Consider the following 15,674-nt stretch of genomic DNA (forward strand, 5'->3'; position numbering starts at 1 on the left):
TCGCGGCCTGGATGGTGGCGGTGCTGCTGTGCACCACGGTCGCCGCGGCCTGGGTCGGCGCGGTCGTGGTCGCGCGCCACCGCGCGCAGGCGGCGGCCGACCTTGCCGCGTTGGCCGCCGCCGGCCGGTTGGCGGCCGGACCCGAAGCCGCGTGCGCCCGTGCGACGGCGGTGGCCCGGGCGATGGGGACCGAGGCCGGTTGCGCGGTGGACGATCTCGACGTCGTCGTCACGGTGCGTGTCGCGGTCCTCGGCGGGGCGGCGAGCGCCGCCGCACGGGCGGGGCCTGCGCCCGGCTAGGAGCCCGGGTCGGGGCCGCCCGACAATCCCACGGCGGCCAGTTCCTCGTTGGAGGGCAACCGCAGCGAGACCAGCCCGGCGTAGGCGCCCGGTTCGATCTCCACCCTGTTGACGGTGACGTGCACCGGCACCCACTCGGTGTCGCGGCCGGGCATTCGCAGCACTCGGCTGGTGGCGCCGTGGACGAATTCCTCGGTCATCGAGGACACCAGGTGCTGGTCATCGGGGTGCACCTTCGGCTTGCCCGTCTCACTGCCTCGCCAGTCGTAGAAGGTGCACGGCTCGTCCAGCCATTTCAGCAGGGCCCAGTTCTTGAGGTCGATCAGCGCGCGGTGCACGCCGGCCTGGGCGAGCCCGCTCAGGATCCGTTGCGCCAGATCGTCTGTCGACACCTCCGGGCCCTTGAGTTCCGCGCGCCAGTTGATCGCCCGCGCGACCAGATGGTCCCGGCCGTCGGGGCCGGGCTCCAGGCCGGTGCGCGCCACGAAGCCGATGCGCATGGGGTTGCCCTGCCAGTCGGTGAGATCCCATGTGCTGCAAAGTGTTTGGTCAGGCTCCGCCTTGACGGCCATCGCGAGCACCTTGGTTTCGTTCTGGTTGAGCTCGCGCGAGGGAAGGTCTTCCGCGAAGGCCCTGCCGAAGGTCACCTCGACTTCGGGATTCTTCCCGCTGTTCACCAGCGACTCCCGGGTGTCGGTGGCGACGCCCAGGGTCAGGTCCCACTTCAGAGGCCCCGGGGTGGGGCGTTCGGGCGGCTCGACGTCGGCGGGGCCGGTCCACACGTGCACGCCGTGGATGTAGCCGTCGGACATCACCACCGGCTCGGTGCGAATGACGCGGTCGCGCTTGGGGGTGATGCTGGTCAGGCTCTGCCCGGTCTGCACCGACTCGGCGATCGCCGTCCGAACCGCGGAGAGGTAGGGGCTGCGGCGCATGAACGTGGTGATGGGGACGAGGTTTTTCAGCTGGCGTCCCTGCGCCACCACGGTGGGTTCACCCCCCAGCGTCTCCACGAGCAACCAGTCGTGGCCCATACGGTGAGATTTTACGGCGACGACCCGCATCCTTGGGGGCCGGCCGTCATCCCGCGGAGCGCTCCGCGTGCGGCAACTGCGCGAGCACCAGCCGCAGGACTCGCACCGCACCCGCCTTGTCGAGCGGGTCGTTGCCGTTGCCGCACTTGGGCGACTGCACGCAGGAGGGGCATCCGCGCGGGCACTCGCATGCCTCGATGGCCGCGGCGGTCGCGCCCAGCCAGGTGCTCACCTGGCGAAACCCGCGTTCGGCGAACCCGGCCCCGCCCGGATAGCCGTCGTACACGAAAACGCTGGGCAGACCGGCCGGGTCGGGTCCCACCGCGGTGGACAGGCCGCCGATGTCGCCACGGTCGCAGCTGGCCACCAGCGGGAGCAGGCCGATCGCCGCATGCTCGGCGGCGTGTAGCGACCCGGGAATCCGCGGCGCATCAATACCGTTGCGCAGCAACGCCTCTTCGGTGATGGTGTACACCACCGCGGTGGTCGCCAGCGTCTGTTCGGGCATGTCTAGCTCGATGAAGTCGATGACCTCCCCCGAAGGCCGGCGGCGCAGGTACCCCACCACCCGGTGGGTGACGGTGACCGGCACCAGCCCCAGGGTGACCGGCCCGTAGCGCGAGCGTTCGCCGGTACCGGTGACGGCGATGTCGGTGATTTCCCGCGCGAACGTGGCGTAACCGGGGTCCTCGGCGTGCACGAAGGCGATCGCGTCCTCGAGGTCCAGCGAGTCGACGACGTAACTCTCGCCCTGGTGCAGATAAACCGCGCCCGGATGGACCGAAGCCGGCGCCTGGCCGACGCCGGTGCTGCCCAGCAACCGCCCGGTGTCGGCCTCCACGATGACGATCTGGCCGCCCGCCGACCCCCGGATGTCCACCGCGCCATGCGGTTCCAGACCGGCCGCGGGAAAGTACTTGCCGTTGCGGCGCCGCAGCAGTCCTTGCTCAACCAAATCGTCGACCAGGGCCTCGGCCACCCCGGCGGCACCGAAGTCACGCACCTCCGCCTCGTCGAGCGGCATTTCGGTTGCGGCACAAAGAAGTTGGGGCCCCAGAATGTAAGGATTGGCGGGATCGATCACCACCCGTTCGACCGGCTTGCCCAGCAGCGCCGCCGGGTTGTGCACCAGGTAGGTGTCCAGCGGATCGTCGCGGGCGATCAGCACGACCAGCGCGCCCTGCCCGCGCCGGCCCGACCGGCCGGCCTGCTGCCAGAACGAGGCGACCGTCCCGGGGAACCCGGCGAGCACCACCGCGTCCAGCCCCGCGATGTCGACACCCAGCTCCAGGGCGTTGGTGGTGGCCAGCCCGCGCAGCCGGCCCTCCGCCAGGGCGCGCTCCAGCGCGCTGCGGTCCTCGGCGAGATAGCCGGCCCGATAGGAGGCCACCTTGCCGGAGAGCTCCGGCGCGATGTCGTCCAACCGTGCCTGGGTGCCCAGCGCGGTGAGCTCGGCGGCGCGGCGCGACCGGACGAACGTCAGCGTCTGCGCCCCCTCGGCGACCAGGTCGGCCATCACCCGCGCCGCCTCCGCGCCAGCCGAACGGCGCACGGGCGCGCCGTTCTCGCCCAGCAGGTCGGTCCGCAGCGCCGGTTCCCACAACGCCACCGTCCGGGCGCCCTGGGGGGAACCGTCCTCGGTGACCTCGTCGACCGGGAGCCCGATGAGCTCGGCGGCCGTCGCGCCCGGCGCGTCCGTCGTCGCGCTGGCGAAGATGACCGTCGGTGTAGCGGAGTAGCGCGCGCACAGCCGCAGCAACCGGCGCAGCACCATCGCCACGTTCGATCCGAAAACTCCACGGTAGTAATGGCATTCGTCGACGATCACGAACCGAAGCCCGCGCAGCAGCACGGCCCAGCGGGCGTGGTTGCGCAAGATCGACAGATGGATCATGTCGGGGTTGGAGAACAGCCAGCGGGAGCGTTCGCGCGCAAACCTGCGCACTTCCGGGGGGCTGTCACCGTCGTAAGCGGTGGGTGCGACGTCGTGGCACCGCGGGATGGCCGCGGTGAGCGCGTGCGCGGCGCGCAATTGATCGTGGCCCAGCGCCTTCGTCGGCGACAGGTACAGCGCCCGGGCGCGGGGATCGGTGGCCAGCGCGTTGAGCACGGGCAGCTGATAGGCCAGCGACTTGCCCGACGCGGTCCCGGTGCTCACCACCACGTGACGGCCGGCGTGCGCCAATTCCGCGGCCACCGACTGGTGTGACCAGGGTGAGCTGACGCCGCGGTCGGTGAACGCGCGCACCACGTCGGGCTCGGCCCACGCCGGCCAGCCGTGCGGGCGGCCGCCGCGGGCCGGCAGCTCGGCGACGTGGCGCAGCGGGTGCTCGTCGGCCGCGGTTCCGGCGAGCGCGGCGGCGAGCAGCTCGCTACCGAAACTCGCCATCCGCACCCTCCTGGGACTCGGCCGAGACTGCGTCCAACGGCGCAAGTCTGTCGCCGAAGCGATGAACATGGTTGACTATTTGCGGTCGCAGCTTCTGTGTTCGTGTCAAACTTTCGCAGGATCTATCGTTGCGGCCGCGGTTCCTGCGAGGTTAATCGGTCGGGTGAAGTTCCGGCGACTGAGCGAGGTATGGCGGTCGTACAGGCCCGGGGCATCGAAAGGCGATGCCCCGCACCCAGAAGAAAAGGAAAGATCGAGAGATGCCACAGGGAACTGTGAAGTGGTTCAACGCGGAGAAGGGCTTCGGGTTCATCGCCCCCGAAGACGGCTCCGCAGACGTGTTTGTCCACTACACGGAGATCCAGGGTTCGGGCTTCCGCACCCTCGAAGAAAACCAGAAGGTCGAGTTCGAGATCGGCCACAGCCCTAAGGGCCCCCAGGCCACCGGAGTCCGCTCCGTCTAAGACGAGCCGAATCTCCACGAACCCCCCGTGCAGTCCCGCCCAGCGGGCCCGCCGGGGGGTTTTCGTAACCTGGCGGGCTCGCGAGGTCGCCGGCGCGCCGCGCCTCAAGACGCGGACGGTCGACCTGGCCTACTGTCGGTGGCGTGAGCCAGCTTTCCTTCTTCACAGCGGAGTCGGTGCCGCCCGCGGTCGCCGATCTCTCCGGGGTGCTGGCGGCTTCCGGTCAGATCGTCATGGTCGGTGGCCACGAGGCGCAGGGCGCACGGCTTTCCGTGGTGGTGGACCAGCCGTGGCGCGCCGGCGCGCTGGCCGAGATGATCCGCGAGGCCGGCCTGGCGTTCGAGATCGGCCGCACCGACGAGGACACCCCGCTGGTGCGGACGACGGTCACCGCGTCCCTGGTGAATTTGGCCACCGAATGGACGCGCGGGGCGGTCAAGACCGTGCCGCCGCGGTGGCTGCCCGGGCCACGCGAATTGCGGGCATGGACGCTGGCGGCCGGTCATCCCGACGGCGACCATTATCTGCTCGGGCTCGATCCCCACGCGCCCGATACCCATTCCCCGCTGGCGTCGGCTTTGATGCGGGTCGGAATCGCCCCCACCCTGATCGGCACCCGCGGTGGTCGCCCGGCGCTGCGGATCAGCGGGCGTCGGCGGCTATCGCGCCTGGTAGAGAACGTGGGCGACGCCCCCGCCGGGGTCGAGGCATCATCGGTGTGGCCGCGGGTATAACCGCCGAAATAGATTTGCGATTCCGCTTGCCGGTTTGCGCAGTTGCGCCCAAGGGTGCGAAATTGTCAGGTGCCCGAGGGCGAAGGAACGCTGGCGTATCTGAATTTCCGCGGAATTTTCCACGCCGGCCTGTCATTCTTCTGCGGGGCGGCCTCGCAGGGGGGCCGGGATCAAGGATGGAGCGTAAGCGTAGTTGGCCGACCAGAATCTCAAGGACCGCGAAAGCGGCCGGGCTGGGAGCCGTAGGCGACTCGTCATCGTCGAGTCGCCGACCAAGGCGCGCAAATTGGCCGGCTACCTGGGGTCCAACTACATCGTCGAATCCTCGCGGGGACACATCCGAGACCTGCCCCGCGCCGCGGCCGACGTGCCGGCGAAATACAAGTCCGAGCCGTGGGCCAGGCTCGGGGTCAACGTCGATCACGACTTCGAACCGCTCTACATCATCAGCCCGGAGAAGAAGAGCACCGTCAGCGAACTGAAGGGCTTGCTGAAAGGCGTCGACGAGCTCTATCTCGCCACCGATGGTGACCGCGAGGGCGAAGCCATCGCCTGGCACCTGCTGGAAACCCTGAAGCCCAACATCCCGGTCAAGCGGATGGTGTTCCACGAGATCACCGAGCCGGCCATCCTCGAGGCCGCCGAAAACCCCCGTGACCTGGACATCGACCTGGTCGACGCGCAGGAAACCCGCCGCATCCTGGACCGCCTGTACGGCTACGAGGTCAGCCCGGTGCTGTGGAAGAAGGTCGCGCCCAAGCTGTCGGCGGGCCGGGTGCAGTCGGTGGCCACGCGCATCATCGTGCAGCGGGAACGCGACCGCATGGCGTTCCGCAGCGCCTCCTACTGGGACATTCTGGCCCGGCTGGACGCCAGCGTGTCCGACCCGCAGGCCTCACCGCCCACGTTCACCGCCCGGCTGAGCTCCGTCGACGGGCTGCGGGTGGCCACCGGCCGTGACTTCGACTCGCTGGGCCAGCTGCGCAAGTCCGACGAAGTCACAGTGCTGGACGAGGTTCAGGCGACGGAGCTGGCCACCGGGCTGCGTGGCGCCCAGCTCTCCGTCGCCTCGGTGGAGGAGAAGCCGTACACCCGCCGGCCCTACGCGCCGTTCATGACGTCGACGCTGCAGCAGGAGGCGGGCCGCAAGCTGCGGTTCTCCTCCGAGCGCACCATGAGCATCGCCCAGCGGCTCTACGAGAACGGCTACATCACTTATATGCGTACCGACTCGACGACGCTGTCGCAGTCGGCGATCAACGCCGCGCGCACCCAGGCGCGTCAGCTCTACGGCGAGGAGTACGTCTCGCCGTCGCCGCGTCAGTACACCCGCAAGGTGAAGAACGCCCAGGAGGCGCACGAGGCCATCCGGCCCGCCGGCGAGGCGTTCGCGACCCCGGACGCGGTGCGCCGCGAGCTCGACGGCGACGAATTCCGGCTCTACGAGCTGATCTGGCAGCGCACGGTGGCATCGCAGATGGCCGACGCGCGCGGCACGACGCTGAGCCTGCGGATCAACGGTCAATCAACGGCGGCCGGTACCCGAAGAGAAGTCGTGTTCTCCGCGAGCGGGCGCACCATCACGTTCGCCGGCTTCCTGAAGGCCTACGTGGAAACCGTCGACGAATTGGCCGGCGGCGAGGCCGACGACGCCGAGAGCCGGCTGCCGCAGTTGACGCAGGGCCAGCGGCTGGACGCCGTCGAACTCACCCCCGACGGCCACGCCACCAACCCGCCGGCGCGCTACACCGAGGCGTCGCTGGTGAAGGCGCTCGAGGAGCTGGGCATCGGCCGCCCGTCGACGTACTCGTCGATCATCAAGACCATCCAGGACCGTGGCTACGTGCACAAGAAGGGCAGCGCCCTGGTGCCGTCGTGGGTCGCGTTCGCCGTAACCGGTTTGCTGGAACAGCATTTCGGCAGGCTCGTCGACTACGGCTTCACCGCCGCGATGGAGGACGAACTCGACGCGATCGCCTCCGGGCAGGAGCGGCGCACCGACTGGCTCAACCGCTTCTACTTCGGCGGCGACCACGGGGTGGCCGACTCGGTGGCCCGGTCCGGCGGGCTGAAGAAGCTCGTCGGCGTCAACCTCGAAGGCATCGACGCCCGAGAAGTCAACTCCATCAAGCTGTTTGATGACGAGCAGGGCCGGCCGGTGTACGTCCGGGTGGGTAAGAACGGGCCCTACCTGGAACGCATGGTCACCGGCGACGACGGCGAACCGACGCCGCAGCGCGCCAACCTCAACGACTCGCTGACGCCCGACGAGCTGACGCTGGAGGTGGCCGAGCAGCTGTTCGCCACGCCGCAGCAGGGACGCTCGCTGGGCGTCGACCCGCAGACCGGGCACGAGATCGTCGCCAAGGACGGCCGGTACGGCCCCTACGTGACCGAGATCCTGCCTGAGCCGCCCCCGGAAGACGGCGACGCCACCCCAGCCAAGAAGGGGAAGAAGCCCACCGGACCGAAGCCTCGCACCGGTTCGCTGCTGCGCAGCATGGACCTGCAGACCGTCACCCTCGAGGACGCGCTGAAGCTGCTTTCGCTGCCCCGGGTGGTGGGCGTGGACCCCCAGACCGGTGAGGAGATCACCGCGCAGAACGGCCGCTACGGCCCATACCTCAAGCGCGGCACCGACTCTCGCTCGCTGGCCACCGAGGACCAGATCTTCGAGATCACGCTCGACGAGGCGCTGAAGATTTACGCCGAGCCCAAGCGCCGCGGCCGGCAGGCCGCCGCCGCGCCGCCGCTGCGCGAGCTGGGCGCCGACCCGGCGACCGGCAAGCCGATGGTGATCAAGGACGGCCGGTTCGGCCCCTACGTCACCGACGGCGAGACGAACGCGAGCCTGCGCAAGGGCGACGACGTGCTGTCGATCACCGACGAGCGGGCCGCCGAACTGCTGGCCGACCGGCGGGCGCGCGGCCCGGTGAAGCGTCCGGCGAAAAAGGCCGCGCGCAAGAAGGCCCCGGCCAAGAAGGCCGCCAAGCGCGGCAGCTAGCCCCTAGAAGCCGGGGCCGATGGCCTCGCTGTGCACATCCTCGCGCACGGGCCGTACGGGGTGGGAGTCCGTGGACCCGGCCAGCTTCACCGGCCGCGCCAGCTGGGTGGGGGCGGTGCGCCCGCGCAGCTCGACCACCTCGCCCACATCCCAGCACAGGGCCTCGGCGTCCAGTGCGCCGCTGACCGCGATCGCCGACGCCAGCACGTGCCCGGGCTCCAGCTTGGCCAGCTCGGTCAGCCGGGCGGCCTCGTTGACCGGGTCCCCAATCACCGTGTACTCGAAGCGGGCCTGCGCCCCGATGTGCCCGGCGATCGCCCTGCCCGCCGACACCCCGATCCCGAACTCCGCGGACCCGATCACCGGAAGCAGCTCGTCGTGCAGCTCGCGGGCCGCGGCGAGCGCGCCGCCCGAAGCGTCGGGGTGTTCGATCGGCGCGCCGAAGATCGCCAGCGCGGCGTCGCCCTGGAACTTGTTGACGAAACCGCCGTGGCGGCCGACGGTTTCGACGACCACCCGGAAGAACTCGTTGAGCAGGTGGACCACCTCGGCCGGGGGCCGGGTCGCGGCGAGCTTGGTGGAGCCGACCAGGTCGACGAACAGCACCGCGACGTTGCGCTCCTGGCCGCCCAGCTCGGTGCCGCGCTCCAGTGCCCGCCGGGCGACATCTTCGCCGACGTAGCGGCCGAACAGGTCACGCAGTCGTTGCCGCTCGGAGAGGTCGCGCACCATGTCGTTGAAGCCGGCCTGCAGCAGGCCCAGCTCGCTGGCGTCGTAGATCTGCATGTGCGCGTTGTAGTTTCCGCGCTGCACCTCCGACAGCGCCCAGCGCAGCTGGCGCAGCGGGTCGGCGATCGACATGGCCACCAGCAGGGTGCTGACGAAGCCGATGCCCAGCGCCGCCAGCGCCAGCAACAGGATCGGGGTGAACAGCTTCTCCGGGGTGGCGTGCAGCAGCGACGCCTTGTCCGCCATCACCGCCAGCACGATCGCCAGCACCGGGACCGCGGTGGACAGCATCCACGTCAGGATCTGCCGCAGGATCACGCCGGGCGCCTGGACGTTCTCGGGCACACCGCTGCGCAGGGCCGCCACGGCCACCGGCCGCAGCACCCGCTCGGACTGCAGGTAGCCGATGATCGCGGTGGCCGCGGCGCCCAGCCCGGTGGCGACGGCCACGACGGGCGCGGCAAACCGCGCGACCGACCAGCTGGCGATGATGAACACCACGCCGCCGATGCACCAGGCCGCCATGCTGATCAGCGTGCGGTAGAAGGGCATCCGCAGGGCCCGGCTACGGGCCAGCTCGGTGGCGGCCGGGTCGGCCTCGGCGAGCAGGTTGTCCCGGCGCTGCCAGCGAAAGACCGGCATCAGCAGCTTCAGATTCACCATCCAGCCGGCCAGGAACAACACCACCAGCGCGGCCCCGAAGACCGCCAGGTTCAGAACCGGCAGATCCTGCAGCTGGATGCGATCCTCGGGGGGCAGCGCGTAGCGCAGGAAGCCGAGCACGAACAGGGCGCCGATGATGTCGGCCTGCAGCATGCTCAGCGAGAACAGCGGCCACGGGGTACGCACCACCCACCGGACGAATCCGCTGATCCGCCCGGGCAGTGCTGCCGGTGATGCCACGATCCCACCGTATCGGTCGGCATGGACTTGTCGGAAACTTACAACGATCTCGAACCGGGCCCAGCCGGGCCGAAAACAGGGGGAATGTAACGGGATCGTCGCGATACGGTGGCCGATCGGTATCTGTCGGCGGTGGTGGCTACTGTTACCGGTGATGTCCGGGGTGTTTACGCGGCTGGTAGGCCAGGACGCGGTGACGGCCGAATTACTCACCGCCGCCAGGGCCGCCCGCGGTGATCTGGTTCACAGCGACGCCGGCGGCGGGACTATGACACACGCCTGGCTGATCACGGGTCCCCCCGGATCGGGGCGCTCGGTCGCGGCGCTGTGCTTCGCGGCCGCGCTGCAGTGCACGTCTGCTGTCGAAGACGGGGGCCCGGGGTGCGGGCAGTGCCGCGCCTGCACGACGACGATGGCCGGCACCCACGCCGACGTGCGCCGGGTGATCCCCGAGGGGCTGTCCATCGGGGTGGACGAGATGCGCGGCATCGTGCAGATCGCGTCGCGGCGGCCGGCCACCGGGCACCGGCAGATCGTGGTGATCGAGGACGCCGACCGGCTGACCGAGGGCGCCGCCAACGCGCTGCTGAAGGTGGTGGAGGAGCCGCCCCCGTCGACGGTGTTCCTGCTGTGCGCGCCGTCGGTGGACCCCGAGGACATCGCCATCACGTTGCGGTCCCGCTGCCGGCACGTCGCGCTGGTGACCCCGCCGACCGAGGCGATCGCGCGCGTGCTGATCGACAGCGACGGCCTGAGTGCCGACACCGCGAACTGGGCGGCCTCGGTCAGCGGCGGCCACGTGGGCCGGGCGCGGCGGCTGGCGACCGATGCCGAGGCCCGGGCGCGCCGCGAACGGGCGCTGGCGCTGGTTCGCGACGCCGCCACGCCGTCGCGGGCCTATGCCGCCGCCGAGGAGCTGGTGGCCGCGGCCGAGGCCGAGGCCGTGGTGCTCACCGCCGACCGCGCCGAGGCCGAGACGGAGGAGCTGCGGACGGCCCTGGGCGCCGGCGGCACCGGCAAGGGCACGGCAGGGGCGATGCGCGGCGCCGCCGGCGCGATGAAAGACCTCGAACGGCGGCAGAAGTCGCGTCAGACCCGCGCCTCCCGCGACGCGCTGGACCGGGCGCTGATCGACCTGGCGACGTATTTCCGGGACGCGCTCATGCTCTCGGCGGGCGCGGGCTCGGTGCAGCCCAATCACCCGGACATGGCTGACCGGGCGGCGGCCCTGGCCGCCCATGCCGCACCGCCGCGGTTGCTGCGCTGCATCGAGGCGGTGCTGGAGTGCCGCGAGGCGTTGGCGATGAACGTCAAGCCCAAGTTCGCCGTCGACGCCATGGTGGCCACCTTCGGCCAGGAACTGCGCGACTGAACCGCCCGGTGACGATGCACACGGCGCAGCCGTGTGAGGTGGGGGTGCCCCCGCCGCGAAGCGGCTAGGGGGAGAGCCGGGCAATCCTAACTTGGGTCGGCCCGTCCGCCTGCCGTAGACTCGTGCCGCCCGGCATCAGGGTGTGCCGCCTTAGCTCAGTCGGTAGAGCGATTCACTCGTAATGAATAGGTCGGGGGTTCGATTCCCCCAGGCGGCTCCACAGTTCTTCCGCCGGGCGCGGCTTTCAGGCCGGCGCCAGGAAACCCACCGGACCCGAGGCGAGGCATAACGCCAGCGCGGTGGTGTTGGCGCGCACGGTGATCGCGTCCCCCGCGCCGGGCAGCCGGACGAAGACCCGGTTGAGCCCCGGATGCACGGGGACCTTGACGTCTGGTCCCTGCGTCATCGTCAGCGTCATCGTTCCCTCGCTGTTGGCCAGGTAATTGAGTTCGACGCTCCAGTCGGCGGGCAGCAGCGGCCCGTCGAGGACCAGTCGTGCCGGGTGGTCGGGCTGCGCGAAATACCCGCACTGCGGCAAGGGGCCCGGCAGGATGGTCCGGACCCAGGTCACCCGCGCCCTGACCAGGTGGCCGGAGCTGTCGAGCATCCGCAATCGGGTTGTGGCGGAGGCGAATTCGGGCCTGTCTCGCAGCAGGGCGAACAGGTGGCTCGCCAGGTTCTCCGGCGCCGCCACCCGCTGCAGCACCAGCGGATCGACCTCCTGATCCAGCAGCGGCGCCGTGGACGCCGCGTGCGCCGCGGCCAGATCGGCCCGGGCGTTCTGCAGGTACCGCTGGGCCGGGTTGTCGCGCCAGCTGGTCAGGAACGTCGCCGTCGAGTACAGGCTGCTGGCGACGAACAGCGCCGCCAAACCCAGCGTCACCGCGGCGCGTCCGGGCGAGGCGTCCAGCCAGCGCGGCCCGGCGGCCCGGTTGGGCGCGCAGAACGCGACGGCGGCCAGCAGCGCCAGCACGAAGACGAGATCGGGGAAGTACCGCAGGGTTTGGGCGAGTTCCAGCGCGGTCTGCTTCGACGAGCGCATCAGATAGATCGGCACCTGGCAGGCGACGGCGTAGCCGGCCGCGGTCAGCCACACCGCCCCGATGCGCTGCTTGCGCAGCAGCGACACCACCAGCGCGCCGGCCAGCACCAGCCAGCCGAGCGCCATCACCAACGGCGGGGGCGTCGCCCACGGCGAGGCCGGCGCCCACCGGTCCCAGTGCCACGGCCCGCCGGCCAGCCCCGGGACGATGCCGTGCGTGACCGACCGCGCCAGCAGCTGCGACGTCATCGCCAGGTCGGAACTCCACCGCCGCTGGTTCACCACGGCCAGATAGAGCGCGATCCAGCCGGCCGTCAACGCGAGCGTCGCCAGCCACAGCCGGAGCCCGGCGCGCCACACCGTCCGCAGCGCCGCCGGATCGCCCTGCACGTGGCGCAGCAGCGCGGCGACCGCGAAGGCGACGAACGGGATGACCGCGGCCTTCTCGAAGAACAGCAGGCCCCCGAGGTAGACCAGCGTCCCCGTCACCGCGTAGCGCCGGTTCCCGGTGCGGACCAGCAGCACGGCATCGGCGCACACCCAGGCCAGCGCCGCCAGCATCGGCAGCGAGTTCAGCGCCGCCGCCCACCACGCGAACCCCGGCACGGCCAGCGGGGTGAACAGCGCGAACGTCAGCGGGATCAGCAGCACCGGCCGCCAGCCGAGGACGACGTGCAGGGCGCGCAGCAGCGCCAGCGACGCCAGCAGCTGCAGCACGAGCAGGCTGATCGCCGGCCCCGTCCAGTTCAGGGGGGCCAGCCGGATGATCGCGCCGCCGAGCAGGAAAGCGCCGGGCATGACGTGGCCGTCGTGGTCGTCGAACAGGTAGGCCGGCGCGAGCAGGTTGTGGGTGCCGGCCTTGCCGATCAGGATCAGGTCGTCCCAGTAGAAGTAGCCCCCGAACGCCAGCGCCGCGCGAATCCCCAGCTGGACGGCGATCAGCGCGACGGCCACCACCCCTATGTATGGTGGGCCGGTGCGCGCACTGGTCACCGGGGCTGCCGGATTCATCGGGTCGACGCTAGCCGACCGCCTGCTGGCCGACGGCCACACCGTGGTGGGGCTGGACAACTTCGCCACCGGCCGCGCGACCAACATCGAGCACCTGGCCGACAACCCGGCGTACGTCTTCGCCGAAGCCGACATCGTCACCGCCGACCTGCAGGCCATCCTCGACGAGCACCGCCCGGAGGTGGTGTTTCACCTGGCCGCGCAGATCGACGTGCGGCACTCGGTGGCGGACCCGCAATTCGACGCCTCGGTCAACGTCATCGGCACCATCCGGCTGGCCGACGCGGCCCGCATGACCGGGGTGCGCAAAATCGTGCACACGTCCTCGGGGGGATCCATCTACGGCACGCCGCCGGTATACCCGACCCCCGAGACGGTGCCCACGGATCCGGCCTCGCCGTACGCCGCCGGCAAGGTGGCCGGCGAGATCTACCTGAACACGTTCCGCCACCTGTACGGCATGGAGTGCTCGCACATCGCCCCGGCCAACGTCTATGGACCCCGCCAGGACCCGCACGGCGAGGCCGGCGTGGTGGCGATCTTCGCCCAGGCGCTGCTGTCGGGTAAGCCGACCAAGGTGTTCGGCGACGGCGGGAAGACCCGCGACTACGTGTTCGTCGACGACGTGGTCGACGCCTTCGTCAGGGCGTCCGGGGACGCCGGCGGCGGGCAGCGGTTCAACGTCGGCACCGGGATCGAAACCTCGGACCGCCAACTGCATTCGGCGGTGGCCGCGGCCGTCGGGGGTCCGGACGACCCGGAGTTTCATCCGGACCGGCTGGGTGACCTGAGGCGGTCCTGCCTCGACATCGGTTTGGCGGAACGGGTCTTGGGCTGGCGTCCGCAGGTGCGGCTCGACGACGGCGTGCGCCGCACGGTCGAGTACTTCCGTCACGCCCAGACGGTCTAGGTCCGTTCGGGTTCGGGCGTCTGGGCGCCCTCGAGCGCCAGGGCGCGCGCGAGACGCGCGTAGCGCAGCTCCAGGTCCTTGAACCGCATGTAGGTGCTGAGCGTGGTGAAGCAGAACGCCATGATGAGCGCGTAGAGCATCAGGTCGGTGCCGCGGCGCACCCCGAACCAGTGCGCCACGACCGTGGTGTCGTCGGGCCGCAGCACGGCATAGATGCCGGCCAGCACGAAGACGACGTAGCCGACCTTGACCCAGGCCTTCGATCGCGAGTTGCGACGGGATCGCAGCAGATAGACGAGCAGCGCAATGATCGAGCCGATCAGCAGCACCTGGATCCAGTTCACTTAGGAATCCTCCCTCGCAGGAAACCGTCGAAGATGATGTTGACGCCGTTGAGCAGCGGCTGCCCCTTCGACTTCGAGTAATCGGTGTAGAGCACCTCGACCGGCTGTTCGACGACGCGCCAATGGTTTTCGGCGATCAGCATGATGAACTCGTTGGCGTGGCTCATGCCGCTCATGGTGATGTCCAGCCCGTCGGCGACCTTTCTGTTGAACACCCGCAGCCCATTGTTGGTGTCCGTCAGGCCAAGTCGGCGACCGCGCCGGCTCAGCCGGGCGGCGGTCCGCAGCACGAGCCGCTTGAGAAACGGCGGCCGGGTGCCCATCGCCGCGCCGAACCGCGTCCCGATGACGACGTCGACGTCCTCCGCGCAGAGCCGGTCGACCATCGCCGCCAGGTCCTTGACCCGGTGCTGCCCGTCACCGTCGAACGTGGCGAAGACCTGCGCCCCAGGCTGTTTGCGGGCGTACTCGACGCCGGTCTGGATGGCCGCACCCTGGCCGAGGTTGATCGGATGGCGCACCAGGTGGGCGCCGGCCCGCCTGGCGACCTCACCCGTGCCGTCGGTGCTGCCGTCGTCCACGCAGACGACATTGTCGAAGACGGAGCGCACATCGGCGACCACCTCGCCGATGACGGTGGCTTCGTTGAAGGCGGGGATGACGATCCAGGCGCCCGCGTACTTGGGTGATGCAGTGTCCATTCAGCCCAAAAGGTACACGCGATCAGCCGGCGGGGCGCCCGGCGCGCGACAGCGCCACCAGATGAACGCCGATTCCCACCAGCGGGCCACATAGCAAGGCGACGACGGTGCGCGTCTGCAGCGGCAGCGGCAACAGCAGCAGCAACCCCGACGCCACCGTCGCGCCGACCCAACCGAGCGCGTACGCCCGGTGTAGCGCCGCCGCCACCGCGGCGGCGCCGGTCAGCGTCAGCATCGCGATCGCCACGGCCGCGGCGGTCAGCCAGGCCAGCAGCGCGCCGCCGGCGTGGTACTGCGGCCCGAAGGCCACCTGCAACAGCCAGGGGCCCACGGCCCAGGCCGCCAGCACCCCCACCGCGCCGATGCCGCCGACGATCGCGGCCGGGGCGACCAGCGCGCGGACCCGGTCGCTGCGCGCGTCGACGAAATGCGCGATCAGGTTGCCCTGCATGGCCGTCAGCGGCACCAGCAGCGGCGCCCGGGTCAACGTCACGGCGAGGATGATCACCCCGCCCTGGGCCCCCAGCTCGTTGCTGGTCAGCTTCAACAACACCGGAAACCCCATCACCAGAACCGCGCTCGCGCCGGCGGCGGTGATCGAATGGGCGGCCCCCCGCAGGAAGGTCTGGGCGCCGCCCGGCGTCCGGAGCCGGGCGGCGGACCGGGCCGAGGGCGAGGCCAGCAGCATGATCAGCCAGGCGACCGCACCCGCCACCGTGGCCCACAGGAAGCCGACCA

12 protein-coding genes, 1 tRNA gene and 1 pseudogene are annotated in these 15,674 nt (G+C 70.6%); 7 read left to right on the forward strand and 7 right to left on the reverse strand.

The window, feature by feature from the left end; translation table 11 throughout:
• Nucleotides 1–11: 11 nt before the first annotated feature.
• Nucleotides 12–299: an Rv3654c family TadE-like protein gene (locus tag A5713_RS19040; RefSeq protein WP_369804498.1), complete on the forward strand. Its 288-nt coding sequence runs from the start codon at nt 12–14 to the stop codon at nt 297–299.
• On the opposite strand, the gene A5713_RS19045 is transcribed toward A5713_RS19040, so the two are convergent.
• Nucleotides 296–1,333 carry a PAS domain-containing protein gene (locus A5713_RS19045; protein ID WP_067925240.1) on the reverse strand — a complete coding sequence of 346 codons (1,038 nt, stop codon included), beginning with the start codon at nt 1,331–1,333 and terminating at the stop codon, nt 296–298. The genes A5713_RS19040 and A5713_RS19045 overlap by 4 nt on opposite strands.
• 46 nt (nt 1,334–1,379) lie before the next feature.
• A complete protein-coding gene (locus A5713_RS19050; protein WP_068097988.1) occupies nt 1,380–3,722 on the reverse strand; it encodes a DEAD/DEAH box helicase in 2,343 nt (780 codons plus the stop codon).
• A 260-nt stretch (nt 3,723–3,982) separates the two neighbouring features.
• Here A5713_RS19050 and cspA point away from each other — a divergent pair, with 260 nt between their 5' ends.
• The 3 genes from cspA (at nt 3,983) to topA (ending at nt 7,924) form a co-directional block, all read left to right on the forward strand.
• A complete protein-coding gene (gene cspA / locus A5713_RS19055) occupies nt 3,983–4,186 on the forward strand; it encodes a cold shock protein CspA (RefSeq protein ID WP_007166602.1) in 204 nt (67 codons plus the stop codon).
• 143 nt (nt 4,187–4,329) lie between these two features.
• Entirely contained in the window at nt 4,330–4,920 is a 591-nt protein-coding gene (locus A5713_RS19060) for a hypothetical protein (protein ID WP_067925246.1), read from the forward strand.
• Nucleotides 4,921–5,113: 193 nt separating this feature from the next.
• Nucleotides 5,114–7,924 carry a type I DNA topoisomerase gene (gene topA / locus A5713_RS19065; protein ID WP_067925249.1) on the forward strand — a complete coding sequence of 937 codons (2,811 nt, stop codon included), beginning with the start codon at nt 5,114–5,116 and terminating at the stop codon, nt 7,922–7,924.
• Between the two features lie 3 nt (nt 7,925–7,927).
• On the opposite strand, the gene A5713_RS19070 is transcribed toward topA, so the two are convergent.
• Nucleotides 7,928–9,604: an adenylate/guanylate cyclase domain-containing protein gene (locus tag A5713_RS19070; protein WP_231980522.1), complete on the reverse strand. Its 1,677-nt coding sequence runs from the start codon at nt 9,602–9,604 to the stop codon at nt 7,928–7,930.
• A gap of 106 nt (nt 9,605–9,710) precedes the next feature.
• Between A5713_RS19070 and A5713_RS19075 the strand changes: the two genes are divergently transcribed.
• Nucleotides 9,711–10,928 carry a DNA polymerase III subunit delta' gene (locus A5713_RS19075; RefSeq protein WP_068097990.1) on the forward strand — a complete coding sequence of 406 codons (1,218 nt, stop codon included), beginning with the start codon at nt 9,711–9,713 and terminating at the stop codon, nt 10,926–10,928.
• Nucleotides 10,929–11,072: 144 nt separating this feature from the next.
• Nucleotides 11,073–11,148: transfer RNA gene (locus tag A5713_RS19080), tRNA-Thr, on the forward strand.
• A 24-nt stretch (nt 11,149–11,172) separates the two neighbouring features.
• On the opposite strand, the gene A5713_RS19085 is transcribed toward A5713_RS19080, so the two are convergent.
• Nucleotides 11,173–12,981 carry a hypothetical protein gene (locus A5713_RS19085; protein ID WP_197516414.1) on the reverse strand — a complete coding sequence of 603 codons (1,809 nt, stop codon included), beginning with the start codon at nt 12,979–12,981 and terminating at the stop codon, nt 11,173–11,175.
• On the opposite strand from A5713_RS19085, the gene A5713_RS19090 reads away from it, so the two are divergent.
• A complete protein-coding gene (locus tag A5713_RS19090) occupies nt 12,947–13,891 on the forward strand; it encodes a GDP-mannose 4,6-dehydratase (RefSeq protein ID WP_197516415.1) in 945 nt (314 codons plus the stop codon). The genes A5713_RS19085 and A5713_RS19090 overlap by 35 nt on opposite strands.
• Here the strand turns inward: A5713_RS19090 and A5713_RS19095 are convergent.
• From A5713_RS19095 to A5713_RS19105, 3 genes and pseudogenes are all read right to left on the reverse strand, one after another.
• Nucleotides 13,888–14,235: a DUF2304 domain-containing protein gene (locus tag A5713_RS19095; RefSeq protein ID WP_067925264.1), complete on the reverse strand. Its 348-nt coding sequence runs from the start codon at nt 14,233–14,235 to the stop codon at nt 13,888–13,890. The genes A5713_RS19090 and A5713_RS19095 overlap by 4 nt on opposite strands.
• Nucleotides 14,232–14,936: a glycosyltransferase family 2 protein gene (locus A5713_RS19100; protein WP_067925267.1), complete on the reverse strand. Its 705-nt coding sequence runs from the start codon at nt 14,934–14,936 to the stop codon at nt 14,232–14,234. Before A5713_RS19100 ends, A5713_RS19095 begins: the two co-directional genes overlap by 4 nt.
• Before the next feature lie 22 nt (nt 14,937–14,958).
• Nucleotides 14,959–15,674, reverse strand: a pseudogene (locus A5713_RS19105) (hypothetical protein); the annotation flags it as partial.

The sequence above is a fragment of the Mycobacterium sp. E2497 genome (assembly GCF_001668695.1).
GTDB lineage: Bacteria > Actinomycetota > Actinomycetes > Mycobacteriales > Mycobacteriaceae > Mycobacterium.